The sequence below is a fragment of the Saltatorellus ferox genome (assembly GCA_007751475.1).
Classification (GTDB): Bacteria; Planctomycetota; UBA1135; order UBA1135.
Genome location: CP036434.1, coordinates 1,844,354 through 1,859,098, shown reverse-complemented (window position 1 = coordinate 1,859,098; position 14,745 = coordinate 1,844,354). Strand labels below are relative to the sequence as shown.

The 14,745-nt window shown below is 67.3% G+C and carries 9 protein-coding genes; 6 read left to right on the top strand and 3 right to left on the bottom strand.

The genetic code is table 11. From position 1 onward, the window contains the following. Positions 1-227 precede the first annotated feature (227 nt). The 4 genes from Poly30_RS06750 (at position 228) to Poly30_RS06735 (ending at position 6,583) form a co-directional block, all read left to right on the top strand. Positions 228-1,481: an NAD(P)/FAD-dependent oxidoreductase gene (locus Poly30_RS06750; RefSeq protein WP_145195568.1), complete on the top strand. Its 1,254-nt coding sequence runs from the start codon at positions 228-230 to the stop codon at positions 1,479-1,481. Between the two features lie 64 nt (positions 1,482-1,545). Beyond that, positions 1,546-3,060, top strand: a complete 1,515-nt coding sequence (locus Poly30_RS06745) for a sensor histidine kinase (RefSeq protein ID WP_145195566.1) — start codon at positions 1,546-1,548, stop codon at positions 3,058-3,060. Continuing rightward, on the top strand, positions 3,057-4,418 hold the full coding sequence (locus Poly30_RS06740) for a sigma-54-dependent transcriptional regulator (RefSeq protein WP_145195564.1): 1,362 nt from the start codon (positions 3,057-3,059) through the stop codon (positions 4,416-4,418). Before Poly30_RS06745 ends, Poly30_RS06740 begins: the two co-directional genes overlap by 4 nt. A 77-nt stretch (positions 4,419-4,495) precedes the next feature. Further along, positions 4,496-6,583, top strand: coding sequence for a TonB-dependent receptor (locus Poly30_RS06735; RefSeq protein ID WP_419191051.1), 2,088 nt, complete (start codon positions 4,496-4,498; stop codon positions 6,581-6,583). 250 nt (positions 6,584-6,833) lie between these two features. Here Poly30_RS06735 and Poly30_RS06730 read toward each other — a convergent pair whose 3' ends face one another. From Poly30_RS06730 to Poly30_RS06720, 3 genes are all read right to left on the bottom strand, one after another. Next, positions 6,834-7,781, bottom strand: coding sequence for a hypothetical protein (locus Poly30_RS06730; protein WP_145195560.1), 948 nt, complete (start codon positions 7,779-7,781; stop codon positions 6,834-6,836). A 295-nt stretch (positions 7,782-8,076) separates the two neighbouring features. Then, positions 8,077-10,470 carry a hypothetical protein gene (locus tag Poly30_RS06725; protein WP_145195558.1) on the bottom strand — a complete coding sequence of 798 codons (2,394 nt, stop codon included), beginning with the start codon at positions 10,468-10,470 and terminating at the stop codon, positions 8,077-8,079. Between the two features lie 171 nt (positions 10,471-10,641). After that, entirely contained in the window at positions 10,642-11,616 is a 975-nt protein-coding gene (locus Poly30_RS06720) for a transposase (RefSeq protein ID WP_419191404.1), read from the bottom strand. 179 nt (positions 11,617-11,795) lie between these two features. Between Poly30_RS06720 and Poly30_RS06715 the strand changes: the two genes are divergently transcribed. Both Poly30_RS06715 and Poly30_RS06710 read left to right on the top strand, forming a co-directional pair. After that, positions 11,796-13,493 carry a hypothetical protein gene (locus Poly30_RS06715; protein ID WP_145195554.1) on the top strand — a complete coding sequence of 566 codons (1,698 nt, stop codon included), beginning with the start codon at positions 11,796-11,798 and terminating at the stop codon, positions 13,491-13,493. 168 nt (positions 13,494-13,661) lie between these two features. Further along, the gene (locus Poly30_RS06710) at positions 13,662-14,591 is read left to right on the top strand and encodes a transposase (RefSeq protein WP_419191403.1); all 930 of its coding nucleotides are present in this window, start codon (positions 13,662-13,664) and stop codon (positions 14,589-14,591) included. Positions 14,592-14,745: the final 154 nt, after the last annotated feature.

The following is a 14,745-nucleotide window of genomic DNA, read 5'->3' as shown; positions in this document are numbered from 1 at the left end:
AAGACCGCCGCGGGGACAGGATGAGCGAGCGCGATCGCATCGTTCGGCCATGACCATCGGTCAGATTTGCCGGTCGTCGGTCATCGCGGGACGTCCCGTAGTCCCCGCCAGCGACCCATGACCCCGGGACGGCCCCGGGGACAGGCCATCGGCCCCCTGGCACAGGACTTGATACTGGCGACTCGCATGGCCTTCGCGAGCGTCGGGGGTCGAAAGGCACCCAATCTATGATCCAACGCACTTACGACTACGACGTCCTCATCGCTGGAGCGGGCCCGGGCGGCACGCATACGGCTCTCCGACTGGCGAAGAGGGGCTACCGGGTCGCCATCTTCGATAAGCGGACGTTCCCGAGAAAGAAGCCGTGCGGCGAGTTCATGAGCCCTGAGTGCCTGCCGCTCCTGGACGAAATCGGCCTCAAGGAGACCGTTCTTGACCACGGAGCCAGCCGCGTGAGCGGCATGCGCCTCCACGGCTTCGGCCAGGCCGCCCGCGGCAACTACACCCGAATCGGGGAGCTGCGGCTCCCCTCCGGCTTCGGGGTGGCGCTCCGCAGGGAGGTCCTCGACACCCTCACGGTCGAGGCCGCGAAGGCCCACGAGAACATCGATGTGTTCGAAGGCTGGAGCGTCTCCGGGCCGACCTTCGATGAAGCCGGGCGCGTCCACGGCCTACGGCTGCGTGACCCCCAGCACGGTGCCCGTGAGTTCCGCTCCCGGTTCGTGATCGGCGCGGACGGCCTCCGGAGCCGCGTCGCCCAGGGCATGGGCTGGTCCTCGGCCGACCCGAAGCTGGACCGCTGGGCGGCGGTCGCTCGCTTCCGCGGCGTCGAGCGCCAGGCGGAGGCGGAAGTCCATTTCCTGGACGGAGCCTACTTCGCCGCCGCCCCCATCGACGACGGATTGTTCACCATCAACCTCGTGGTGAACCGGGGCGCGATCCCGGGCGGCGCCGCCAACCTGCCGCGATTCTTCGACGAGCACGTCCAGGCGGCGCCGGTCCTCGCGCAGCGGCTCGCCGGGGCGACGCTCGAAGGCAAGATCGAGGTCTGCGGGCCGCTCGCGACGCGCACGACGCGGCGCACGGCTCCGGGCGTGGCCCTCGTCGGCGACGCCTGCGGATTCGTGGACCCGCTGACCGGCGAAGGCCTGTTCTTTGCGATGCGCGGCGCAGCGCTCCTCGCCGAGGCCGTCCACATGGCCCTGGAGAACCCACAGCACGAGGCGCGCGCGCTCCGCGGCTACGAGCGCGCGCGCCGCCGCGAGTTCGGCCCGCGCTACGCGATGGCTCGGCTGCTCCAGAAGGGCATCCGGAGTCCGCGGGTCATCGAGTCGGTCCTCAGGTCCTTCTCCAGGCGCCCCGGGCTGACGAATCTCATCGTCGCCTGGACGGGCGACTACGTCCAGCCGATCGACCTCCTTCGACCCTCCGTCTGGCGGAGCGCTCTCCGGCGCCGCGAGCTGATTCAAGCCGACGCGTGATGGTTCGACCGGGCCCCGTGGGTACTCTCCGTCCATCCGCTCCGGGTCCCGCGCCCCTTTCCCCATGCTGAGCCTCCTCTACAACTCCACGCGGCTCGGTCGTCGCCTCGCAGGCATCTACCTCGTCGTCGCCGCGCTGTTCCTCGGCGTCGCCTCCGTCGTGTACGTCGAGATCGCGGGCATGCGCACCGACGCCGATCGGTTCCTCGAAGAAGGTCGCGAAAGAGTGATCGTGGCGCGCATCAGGAGCGAGGTGGACAGCCTGAGCGCGATCCTCAAGGGGCACATCGATGGCGAGATGCCGGCCCAGGTGCAGGTGCGCTATCGCTTCCTCTGCGAGGAAGCCACGCGCGACCTCAAGACGTTCCTGGAGCAGGACGACGATCCCTCGCGGCCCGACCACCAGAGTGACGAAGAGCAGGTGGCGAAAGAACTGCTCGCGGACCTCGCCACGCTCGCGGCCGCCGTGGGCCCCTACGCCCGGCCCACCACCGACTACGACCTGCTGACTCTTCTCGACGACGTGACCGAACGCACCACGCTGCTCACGGAGGAGACGCTGGAGGAAGCGGCTCACGCAGAAGAGAACCTCGAGCACCGCGCCAGGACCACCATGGTGGTCCTGGCCTGGACGGTTTCCCTGGCGCTGACCCTTCTCCTCGGGAGCGTCTACCTCGTCTACCGCACCGTCGTCCAGCCGCTCGTCGAGCTTCGGATCAGCGCGGAGAAGTTTGGCGAGGGGCAGCTCGACCACCGCGTTCAGGTGAAGAACCACGACGAGATCGGGGTGCTCGCCGGCGCGATGAACTCGATGGCTTCCAGCCTCTCCAATACGCAACGGCAGCTGGAAACGGAGATCGAGGACCGCACGCAGGAGTTCGTTCGCGCCGCGCGGATGGCGGACCTGGGGGTATTCGCGGCTGGCGTCGCCCACGAGATCAACACGCCCCTCGGGTCCATCCTTTCCAGCGCCGAGGGACTGGAGCGACGGGTGCGGAAGGGCGATGCCTGCGAGGCGACGCAGCTCGACTACCTCCAGGTCATCTGCGGCGAGGCCACTCGCGCACGCGACATCATCAATCGCCTGCTGGCGCTCTCACGCCAGGAAGCCTCGGACGCGCAGTGGATCACCGTCGACCACCTGTTTCAGCAGGTTCAGAAGAGCACGGCGCACGCGCTCCGGTCCCGCAAGATCGAGCTGGTCACGGAGAACGACGATCCCAGGCTCGCCCTCGAAGGCAACCTCGGCGAGCTGGTCCAGATCTTCGTCAACCTCGTACTGAACGCGCGCGACGCGACCCCGGACGGGGGGCGCATCGAGCTGACCGCCGAGGGCGCCGTGGGACGCGTGCACTTCCGCGTCATCGACCGGGGTCGGGGCATGGAGCCCGAGGTCAGCGAACAGATCTTCACTCCGTTCTACACCACGAAGGCGCCCGGCGAGGGAACTGGACTCGGTCTCGCGCTCGTCTCCGCACTCACCGCTTCCCGCAACGGTCACATTCGCGTGGAAAGCGCCCTGGGCAAGGGCACCACGTTCACCCTCGACTTCCCCAAGCAGTTCACCCCGGTCACTTGAAACCGAAGCTCCTTTTCGTAGAAGACGACGAGATCTACCGCGGGGTCCTCACGCGCGAGATCGAGTCGTTTGGCTATCACGTGGTGGGCGCGGCGAGCGGCGAGCAGGCGGCCGAGCTCAACGCCTCGGCGACACCGGACCTCGCGCTCGTCGACCTGCGCCTGCCGGGGATGGGCGGACTGGAGGTCGTCGAGACGCTGATCGCGGCGGGCCAGGGCGTGCAGGCGATCGTCCTGACCGGCAACGGGGGCGTGTCCGAAGCGGTGGCAGCGATGCGGCTCGGGGCCTTCGACTTCCTGCAGAAGCCGATCGGGCTGGACGTACTGGAACAGACGCTGGCGCGCGCGCTGAAGTTCCGGCGCCTCGAGGCCGAGAATCAGCGGCTCCAGACGCTGATGGGTTTCGGCGCGGGAATGCGTGGGCTCCTGGGGAGCGCGCCCGCGACGGCGGAGCTTCGGAGGACGATCACCAGGGTGGCGCAGACCGAGGCGACCGTGCTCATCCAGGGCGAGAACGGCACGGGGAAAGAACTCGTGGCGCGCACCATCCACGAATCGGGACCCCGGGCGGGCCGGCCTTTCGTGGTCGTGAACTGCGGCGCGATCCCGGAGTCCCTGGTGGAGAGCGAGCTCTTCGGGCACGAGCGCGGCGCCTTCACGGGCGCGGACAGGCCCAGCATCGGGCTCTTCGAGGCGGCGCACGGCGGTACGCTCTTCCTGGACGAGGTGGGAGAACTCCCCCTCGCCGTTCAGCCGGTTCTACTTCGGGCGATCCAGTTCGGGGAGATCCGCCCCGTGGGCTCCAACTCCACGCGCGAAGTGGATTGCCGCGTGCTCGCGGCGACGAACCGCGACCTCGAGGCCGAACAGGCGAGGGGTACGTTCAGGGAAGACCTCTACTACCGCCTCGCGACGCTCCTGGTCCGCGTGCCCCCGCTCCGCGAGCGCATCGAGGATCTCCCCGAACTCCTTCAGACGTTTCTCGAGCGCTCCCTCCCGATCGATCAGAGGACGCCTGTCCGGATCGAGGACGCCGCGATCCTCGCGCTCCAGGCACACGAATGGCCGGGCAACGTGCGAGAGCTGGAGAACGCTGCGGTCCGCCTGATGACCTTCAGCGATGGCGAGGTCATCCGGAGCCAGGACGTGGAGAAGTTCGTGACGCGTGCCATGGGCCGTGTCGAGGACGTGGCCTCGGGGGGCCTGCCGACCCTCGACCTCGAAGCCCTGGAGCGGTTCGCCATCATCCAGGCGCTCGAGACCTGCTCCGGAGCGCGCGCGGCGACGGCGGCGGCCCTCGGGATCTCGATCAAGACCCTGTACAACAAGATCCGACGCTACGGAATCGAGACAGACTGAGGGCGGGCGTCGGGACGGGGCCGCGGCGTACCATGGCCGGAGCGCCTGCTTACCCCACGCCCCCCCCGTCCGACTCCATGCTGTTTCCGTTCCCCCTGCCGCCCCAGTCGGACGTTCCCGTCACGCTGCCCGAGATGATCGTGACGGCTCCGCGGTCTCAACTGCCCATCACGACGAGCGGCGCCAAGGTGACGGTCGTGACGGGTGAGGAGCTGCAGGCCACGGGCGAGCGCTCGCTTCCGCGCGCGATCGGGCAAGCGAGCGGCGTCTGGATGCAGGAGTCGAACCTCGGCGGGGGCGCGCCGGTGATCCGCGGACTCCTCGGGAACCAGATCCTGATCCTGCTCGACGGCGTACGCGTGAACAACTCGGCGACGCGCTTCGGGCCGAACCAGAGCCTGAACACGATCGAGCCCGCGATCGTGGATCGCGTCGAGATCATCCGCGGCTCGCGCTCGGTCCTCTATGGATCGGACGCCATCGGCGGAGTGGTGGCGATCTGGACGAAGCGGCGCGCGCCCGCCGGGACGGGTGAGATGGGCGGTGACGCCGAGTTCCATGCGGGTGTCGAGGCAAAGTTCGATTCGGCGACCTCCGGTGGACGCGGCGCCATCGATGTCTCCGGTGCGACCGAGACGCTCGGGCTGCTCGGCATCGTGGGCGGCGCGAACTGGAACGACCTGAGAGCGGGCGGCGGCGATACCCAGGAGCAGACGGGCTACCGCTCGGACTCGGCGTTCGGTTCGCTGGACCTGGCGCTCGGCGAGGACCGTTCGCTGCGCGTGATGACCGCCGTCCATCGCGACCACGACGTGCCGCGCACCTTCCAGGTGGTCGCCGGCTTCGGTCAGACGGAGCCCAGCTTCCAGACCTACGACTTCGCTCTCCAGGAGCGGGACATGGCGGTCGTCACCTACGACCACGAGAACGTGGGGAGCCTGGCGGACCGCTTGCAGGTCCGGCTTTCCGCTCGCCGCTACAAGGAGCAGCGCGATCGCCAGCGCACCGGGTCCTCGACCTTCGTCTCGGGCGAGACGACCGTCGACACCCTCGGCCTCGGCCTCGACCTCACGAAGTCCCTGGGCGAGAACCACTTCCTCACCTTCGGCTTCGACGCGGACCATGACAGCGTCGACTCGTTCAACCAGCGAACGAACACCGGCACGGGCGCGACGGTCACCGCGGCTGGCGACTTTGCACCCGGTGCGCGCTACGACTCCTTCGGGGCTTTCGTCCAGGACGAGATCTCCACCTTCGCCCCCACCTACTTCACGGCGGGTCTGCGCTACTCCTATTTCGACTTCGGCTTCGACAACGCGTCCGGAGGCCGGGAGACGGGCAGCTTCGACGCGCTGACCGCGAGCCTGGAGGCCGCGCACGATCTCTCCGACGAGGTCACCCTGACCGCGACCCTCGCCCAGGGCTTCCAGGCGCCGAACCTCGAAGACCTCGCCAACGACGGCGATTTCTCGAACGGGATCGAGCTGGCGAACCCCGACCTCGATCCCGCGCGCAGCCTGATGGGCGAGGTCGGCGCGGAGGTTCGACGAGCCTCGTGGAGCGGCGCACTGGCCGTCTTCTGGACCTCCATCGACGACTACATCGGCCGCCGCCTGATCGACGTCGGGGATCCGGCCATTTCGGGGGACGAGGTCTACCTGCGCTCGAACGCAGGGGAAGTCCGCCTCTGGGGCGTCGAGGGCTCGGGGCGCACGGCCCTCGGTGGCGCCCGCAGCGAGTACTCCCTGGAGACGGTGGCGAGCTGGGTCCGCGGCCGACAGTACGACGACACGCCCGACCCGATGACGGGCGAGATGCCGCTCGACGGAGTGGAGGTGCGCCGCATCCCGCCGCTGCACGGGCGCATCGGAGTGCGCTGGGACGACGCCGGCGGCCCGCGCCGCATCGACCATGCGGGACTGTGGCTCGACTGGGCGACGGCCCAGCGCCAGCTCAACCCCGACGACGTCACCGACCCGCGCATCGACCCCACGGGAACCGACGGCTGGGCGGTGGTCTCGTTCAACGTCTCCGGCCAGCTGGCGAGCGGCGTGCAGTGGAGCGCGACGCTGGGGAACCTCCTGGACAAGAACTACCGGGTCCACGGCTCGGGCTTCGACGCGCCTGGACGCTCGATCGTGCTGGGGATCCGAGCGTCGTTCTGATCCCTCTGGTCCCGCTGGTCCGGCGGGGAGCCCGGAAAACGGACGCGCGGTGCAGGCTCAGGTCATGTACGGGCCCCTGATTCCCTCGCTTGGCTACGCCGACGCCCCTGCCGCGAGCGTCGGGTACTTCCTCGTCGCCACGGAAGCGAGCCTTGTGCCCGCAGCGACGGGGTCGCCACCATCATCCTGCCGGGCCTGGTGGGAGATCCGAACCAGCCAACCTCGACGGACATCATCCTGGCGACTCGATTCAGCGGCTTCCGTAGCGCTTGGCCGCTTCGACGATCAGCGCGATCCCGAAGACGCTGAATAGCGTTCGGAACGAGAAGACGAGCGATTGCGGCAAGAACGCGTCGGCATGGGTGATCGGTGAGATGCTCAAGCCGAACACCTCGGCCACGTCGAGGCCCACGGTACGAACCAGATTGTCCAGTCCATAGAGGAGCCAGCCGATCACCCCGGGGGCTCGCCCCTCCGTGAGGAAGGCCGTCGGATCTACCGCGTCGTAGGCGGCAGCGGTGGCCACGAACAGAGCGAAGAAGAAAGCGACGTCGAGCGCGACGTGGTAGACGACGCCTCGTTTCGAGGGACGAGAGAGCCCCTTCGCCGCCCGAAGGACCTCGGCACTTCGGAAGAATCGCGCAGGGTTGAGCACTCCGCGGAAGAGCTCCAGTGCCGTCAGGCCAAACCCCAGAAGGAGCACGCCCAGGAGGATCCTGGCGTGGGCCCGATAGCGTTCGAGGAGGACGAGCACGAAGGCCAGCGACGGAAGAACGAGGGCGAAGGCGATCCCTGCTTCCAGGAGCGGTCTCCAGCGATCCTTGGCGCCCATCACGGATCGAAGGGCGGCCTCGGCCAGGGGGCGATCGTTCGCGGACGCCTCGGCGATGAGGGCATCCACGCGCGCGATTTCGGCGAGCTCCGCTTCGATCTCGGCGTCGGAGAAGAGGGAAGAGCGATCGACGCCCCGCTCCGTCGCGAGGAGATCCAGCACGTGGGTGGGTGGATAGACACAGCTTCCTTCGCGCATGAGATCGAGGCCTCGTTGGTTCGTTTCGTTCACGAGGTCGCGGGCAGAGGCAGGAATCTTCGAGCCGTGCTGGCGCGATGGATTGAACTGGAGCTTGCCGCGTCGGACCAGGTCTTGCGTGGCCAGCCAGACCGCGGCGAGTTCTGCGTTGCTGGGTTTCCAGGTCATGGGAGGAGCCTACGGACTGGAGTCGATTCGATTCAATCATTCCTGAAGCCCAGCGCGACCGGGGTCAGCGCCGGGGGGGGCTCCCAGTCCCCTGTCTCGCCGCAGTGCCGACACTGGAAGAGATACGCCAAGCGCGCGCCATCGACTCTGCCTGCGAGGGCAAGGAGATACCGAGCGCCTTGTCAGCACCCGAGCCGCCGCTCGAACCGAGTTCGGTCACAGCCAGCGAGGATCCCCTGGGGAGCGCGTCCTCGAGGGCCGCGATCGTGATCGGGCTCGGTCCTCTGCTGTCCGCTCAGGGGTAGGCGACCCCCGTCGGATCCGTCCAGTAGCGGATCACCTGGAAGGGGTAGAATCCCGTGGTACGGTCCTGATAGACCACCATGCCCGCGGTGTAGTTCCAGTCCGCGTAGTCCTGCGGCGTGAGGTCTCCGATGTTGGCCTCGTACTCGGTCGTGCTGGAGGTTTCCACCGTGTAGATGTCGGACGAGGACACTCCCGCGGACGCGCCGAGGATCGTCCCCGCTGCCTCGAACGTGACCCCCACTTCGATGCTCAGGGTGCGCTCGCTGCTGGTGGTAGCGATGCTCCCCAGCGAAAGGCCGAAGCCGTTGAAGGCGAAGCCCTCGCCCACCGTGCTGGAGCCGCCCACCCAGCCGGTATGCAGGGGGGTCGCCCCGGTCACGTAGCCCTCGAGCTCGCTGCGGCTCGGATAGGACGTGGGGTCCCCGATCACGGTACTCCCGCCTGAGTGTGCGAACACGACGGCGGGGTCGATGCGCTGATTCAGGAAGGCTGCGTTGTAGGCGTCGAGGGTCCACTTCCACTCGTTCGTGGCCACGGGCACGTTGAGGGCCATGATCGACCCGATGGCGGCAGGATCTGCGGCGCGCAGCACCTCGTAGAGGTAGCTGTGCTGAAGCGTGCCCTGGAACACGATCGAGTGCACGTCGTGGGATGACCCGTAGGTCGTGAAGGTGCGCACGATCTCGGTGGTTCCTGTGGTCGTGGCCACGGTGCCCGTGATGGTGGACTTGGCTTCCAGGTCGAGCAAGCCGAAGAGGTTGGGCACCGAGAATCCTCCCGTCATGCCGATGCTCAGGGCGGACGTCGTGGCGTAGGAGGTGCTCGTCGAGCTGCCGGAGGAGAACGTGGATCCACTCAGGCCGTAGTTCTGCTGCGCGCCCGCCTTCGTGGGGACGGCCTCCATCACGACGATGGGCAGCGGCGCCGTGACGTTCAGCTCTTTCCTGCCGGTCCAGCGCACTTCGATCGTCTCGCCATCGTCATCCCCAGCCACCAGGAAGAGGTCCTCGCCCCCGCCTACCAACGAACGGTCGTCCAGATCTCGCACCTCGTCTCCGTCGACGCGGAACTCCCAGAGGTCTGATCCGCCCGCCCCCTCCATGGCGACGGCTCCCCGCAGCTCGTTTCGGCCGTCGTTGTCGTCTTCCAGGCCCACCAGGTCGACGACGCGGACCGTCTGTGCCAAGCCCCCGAACGATGGCTGAAGCACCACGTCCGAGACCGTCATCGACCACGAGCTCGATCCCTGCCGCGCCCAGGACTCGATCTCGACCGTGTCGGCTTCGGCGGGGGACCAGGGCGTGCCCACATCGGTCCGGGTGATTCGCATGAACGCGATCTCCTCGCGACCCGAGCCATTCCGGTCCCATCCGACGGGCTGGGTCGCCACGGACGGGCTCATTCCGGGCGATCCCAGGGAAATGGAGCCCACGCTCGAAAAGCTCGTACCGGCGATCCTGACCACCTTGAGGATGTCTCTCCCCGCAATCGCGAGCTCGTCGACTCCGTCTCCGTCGCTGTCCACCGAGGTAGCGCGCATGAACTCCGCGGGATAGCTCATCGAGACGCTACCGCTCGCGATCTCGCCGAGATTCGCCTGGAGGTCATCCATGGCGTAGCAGTCCACCCGGGAGTTTCCTTCCGATACGGTGACGAAAATCTCGGGCGCAGCATCGCCGTCGAGCTCTGCGATGTTGACCTTGGCGACCTCGGACGTGCCGCCGGTCCCGAGGACGCGCCGATCGAGAAGGGGCATCGTGGACGCCGTCGCCCACGGCCCGTCGAGCAGGTCATCGACGATCCACACCTCGTGACGGCGCGAGCTGTTCGACTCGAAGACGGCGCATACGATCTCGTCCCGGCCGTCCCCGTCCACATCGGCGCATTCGATGTCGATGTCCCGGTACGTGGGAAGCCGCTCGTTCCGAATCTCGTTGTACCTGCCAGCGGAGTCCTGCTCGAGGACCCGGAGGCGCCGTGGGCCCTGAGCGTTGATGAAGCCCACCGTCACGATGAGACGCCGCCCGTCTCCGCGCAGGTCGCCCATGGCTGCACCGTCCACGTCGCTGAGGCTCGGCAGACCGGGCATTCTGCCGCTAGCCCCGCCGCCGGCGAGAACGTCGTCGCGGCGCACCTGCGTCATGTCCTGGGAGGAGTTCGTGATGAGAACCACCTCCTCCAGGCGAACGGCCGTGAACTGATCGTCCCCCAGCGGGTGGAACTCGGGCGGGTGGGGATCGGTATAGCCGAACGTGTCCGCTCCGTAGGGCCCGGAGGGCAGGTAGGGCTGGGCAAGGCCGGGCCGCGCCGGACCCGCCGGCGTGCGGGCATGGATGACCTGGGGGCAGAACGGCGCAGCCAGCAGAAGTAGCGAAGCAATCATGACGAGGATCTGGGGTAGGGCGCGGACCCCCATCGGGCCCGTCTTCCTGCAGCGCGAAGCGGGCGCTCCATCCCCGCAGCGATTTCCGTAGAAGATCCAATCTGGTCGTCATGGTGAACCGAGTGCTATCGGGTAGGGATAGGACTTCCAAGCGGGGTCTCAACACCCCAGTCACCGTAGCCCGAGGCCCGATTCTTCGCTCACCCCATCCTCGCGGGCCACCCAGCAAATAGATCTCTGACTCTTCGGTGGCTCCCCCAAACCCATCGAGACGTCTTCATCGGCGACGTCGACATCCTTCGGCTCCTTCCGAACCACCGGCCGCGGCACGACCTGTTCACGCAATGGCGAAGCAGGTGCAAGCACGCCCTGATACGTCAGCTGGTGCTCACGCGGATGCGGCACGATCGCCGCCAGCCGCGCGAGGAACTGGTAGGGCGTCATGACGAATCCCTTGGTTCCATCTTTCCATGGCTTGCGTAGCAGCCACGAGACCATCCCATCGGGACGCACCTCGAAGCGCTCGAGACTGATGGCGGGCCTCGTCACATAGCGGCAGAGCTTCTCCAGCTGCGCCCGCTGGCCCTTGCGGATCAGCGTCGCTGCGTGCAACGAGAACCCACCTGCGTTCATCACCAGTGGAGGCGGCACGTACTGACTCCCCCAACCCGACGACTGGAATGCCCTGGAAAGATCAGGGTCGATGAGGCGTTTGAGCGGCTGCCCAGCACCTGGGCCGAAGGGCACCAGCGACTTCACCGAGGCCGCCTTCAGGGCTGGAAAGAACGCATCATCACCCGCGTCGCCATAGTCGAGGAGCTGCTGCTCATGCTCACTCGAATCCGCGAACTCAGCAGGTGCCTCGTCGCCTGCGCGCGGCGGAAGGCCGAGCGCAATCGGATCCAGACCATAGCGCTCCAGCACGCGACGAATACGCTTGATCACGTCGCCGTGGACACGTTCGACCTCATCCGACTTGAGGGGGCCCGTGGGCAGGAACACGGGCGGATCGAAAGGGCCGCGCGTGACGTAGACTCCATCCAAGTAGAGGGAGTGTTGATGTACGTTAAGTCCCAAGAGGGTGTTGGCTAGAGGTCGTGGTGAGACGAACCTCCGACGCCATCCTGAGGGGTGAAACCCAGGCACGCTCAGCGCTGTGAAGGGCGGGGTGAACGTGGGAGCGATGCAGTCCGCTTGGTGGGGGAGCGGTTGCGCAAAGTCGGTCCTCAAGCTACCGTGCTGCCTGTGGCGACACCCCGCTTGGAAGTCTTATCCGTTTGGGTCCTGGGTGGTACGTGGGCATGCGCCATGCGAGGATCGACCCCATGACTCGCTGGCTCTTCCCCGTCGCGATGGTCGCCGCGCTCGCGACGATGCTGCTCCTTTGGAACCGGCCCACCGTCGCTCCGAGCGCAGCGTCGGCCCTCCCCCTCGAGGTGGAGAGCCCGGGCAGCGGCCTTTCCAGCGATCCTCCCACGGAACTGGTTGAGCCGGAAGGATCGAACTCGCCAGTTTCGGCGCGATCCGAAGCCGCCGGTGAGACCACGGACACATTCGACGACAGAGAGCTGAACTTCGACCCGGCGGCGCTCGCCAGGCCGAACGTGATCGTGTTCGACGAGAACACGAACCTGCCGCTCGCCGATGCCATCTGCGAGGTCGTGGACTCGAACGGGATCTCCCTCATCGCCGAGACCGACGAGAAGGGGCGGCTCGTGACGGACGAAGCGCTCCTGACCGGCCCGGTGTCGCTCGCCGTCCTGGACCTGTCCCAGCGACGTCGACTCAGCAAGCTCGATCGACCGGGTCGGACGCGCACGTACGTGATCGATCGGCCCCAGGTGAGCCGGGGTCTGGTCTTCCGCAAGGAAGGGCTCCGGCACACCGGAGATCCGGACGCGCCTGACCGCTGGAGCATGGCGGAGACGCGCTGGGTGCCGATCGAGTGCGCAGGGGTTCCGCTCCCGTCGGATGATTTCATGCTCGTCCTTTGCCACGCGGGCGACCCGGAACGCTTCTTCTCGGTGTCGCCGTCCGCGCCCAATCGCAAGGGCCTCGACGAGGAGCTGCTTCACGTATCCGAGGATGCGCGACCGTTCGTGTTCGAGGCCCCCCCTACCTTCCACGCCGGCGCATCCCCGCCGTCCATCGATGGGTATCCGTGGTCGCGGCAGCGCGTCGACGACCCGGTGGCGGGGCGAGTCCTGCGCGCGGTTCACTTCCAGGAGCTCGACGTTTTGGTCGCGAGCGCCGATGCGAATGTCGTCCCCCATCTCCACGAGCTCCCCCTGCGGCTCGAGTTTGCGCCGCTCGTCGAGCAGGACGCCGACGTCATTCGCGAGCAGTACGGCACGACGGTCGGCCAGCGCATCATCGATCTTTTGTACCTGGACGATCCCGCCAGCGGCCCTTCCGGGATCCTCGCGGGAGCTGTGACGAGCGATTCAGGCCAGTACCACCAGCAGGTGCGCGTTTCGGCCGTGGCCGTCGCACCAGCGTACGACGGCGTCATTCACCTCACGCCCCACTGGGTAGAGGTCGACTGGCGGCAGGACGAGTCGAGCGCCTGGGTGGGCTCCTTTCACTTCCCGCGCCTGCCCTCCGTCGCGCATCGCCTTGAATTCAGGACCAGCACGGATCACCCGGTCACGCCGCCGCTCCGTGAGGCGACGCCGCCCCACGAGTTCGAGCGAGGCGCGTTCGTCGTCCGCGACCTCGTGCAGTACGTTCCTGTCGTGCTTCGGCTTCGCCAGCCGGACGGCTCGGCGGCGGGCGACTACTTCGCCCAGATGACCTCGCACCACGTCGGCCTCGGCACGATGGTGGGCCGCAAGGCACCCGATCCGGCGCCGGAGTTCGTTCTCAGCGAGACGTTCCCGCGGGGCTTCCCCTTCGAGGTGCTGGTGCAGTCCAAAGGGCACGTCGACCTCACGCTCACGCAGGACGACTTCCGCTTCGACGGCGGGCGCCTCGTGGGCGAGACGACGCTGACGGCGAGCCTGAATCCTCAGAACTCCAGGTAGAGCGCCGTGATCGCCGGTCTCGGGCCAGTTTGCGAGGGCCATTTGGGCGAGCGCGTCGAGGGAGGCCGCGTCGAGGTCCTCCGTTGCGAGCAGCATCGGTACGCCGAACTGCTGGTAGGTGGTGGGGCTGATTCCGCTCGGCTCCTCGCCGGCGATCGTGCGCTTCATATGGAGCTGGACTTCGGCGACGCGCGCGAGGGAGACTTCTTTCCGGGCCTCAAGGCTGCATCTGTGCAGTCGATGATTCCGTTCGGGCCGGACGCGGGTCAGCAGATCAAGCGTCTCATAGATCCGGATCTCGCACGTGCTGCTCAGTCATCGGGCTGGGGCCGCCAGTACGTACCGCCGCCCTTGGTGGTGAACTCCGGTGGCTTCTCACTGCACGCAGCGACACTTGTCCGAAGAGGCCAGCGCGAGCTGCTGGAGAAGCTCTGCCGCTGCGTCACGAGGCCAGCGTTGAGTCTGAAGCGATTGGAGGTACGGGACGATGGCATGATCCTTTGGACGCTTCCCAGGGCAAGGCGTGATGGGACTCGCGGGTTCGTCATGACTCCCTACCAGCTCCTGGCGCGGCTGGCGTCACTCATTCCGCATCCGCGTGAGCATGGGCTGACGTATCAGGGGATCCTCGCGCCGGCGAGTCCATTGCGGGACCAGGTGGTGCCGCGCCCTGTGGTTCGGAAGGAGGTGAATGGCGCCGATGCTGAGGCCGATGCTGATGGCAAAGACGCCATGGCGAGTTCAAGCGTGCCAGCGGAGGGGCGGAGCTATATTCGCTGGGCAGACTGGCTCCGTCGGGTTTTTGGAGAGGATGTTCTAAGTTGCCCGCGCTGCAAGGGGCGTCGGCACATGATCTCAGTGATCACCGATCCAGCGACGACGGATAGGACTTCCAAGCGGGGTTTCGACACCCCAGTCACCGTAGCCCGAGGCCCGATTCTTCGCTCACCCCATCCTCGCGGGCCACGCGGGAACGCCCGAGCGGCCATCGGGCTCTTCGCTGAGCCGAACTCGCCCGATTTCCCCCTCTCCGAACGGCACCACCGGTTCGCTTCACCACGACCTTCAGCCAGCACCCTCCCCGAGAATGCTGGCTGATCTCATTTCACCGAGCCCGATGGCCCGCGCGCCGCTCTCCTGCGCACTACTTCCCGAAGTCCAGCCGCCCTTGCCGAAGCGGCATCGGCATTCGGACTTCGGACTCTGCTGGTGGTGAGCGGCTCGGCCCTGGCGATGACGGGTCTCCCCCACC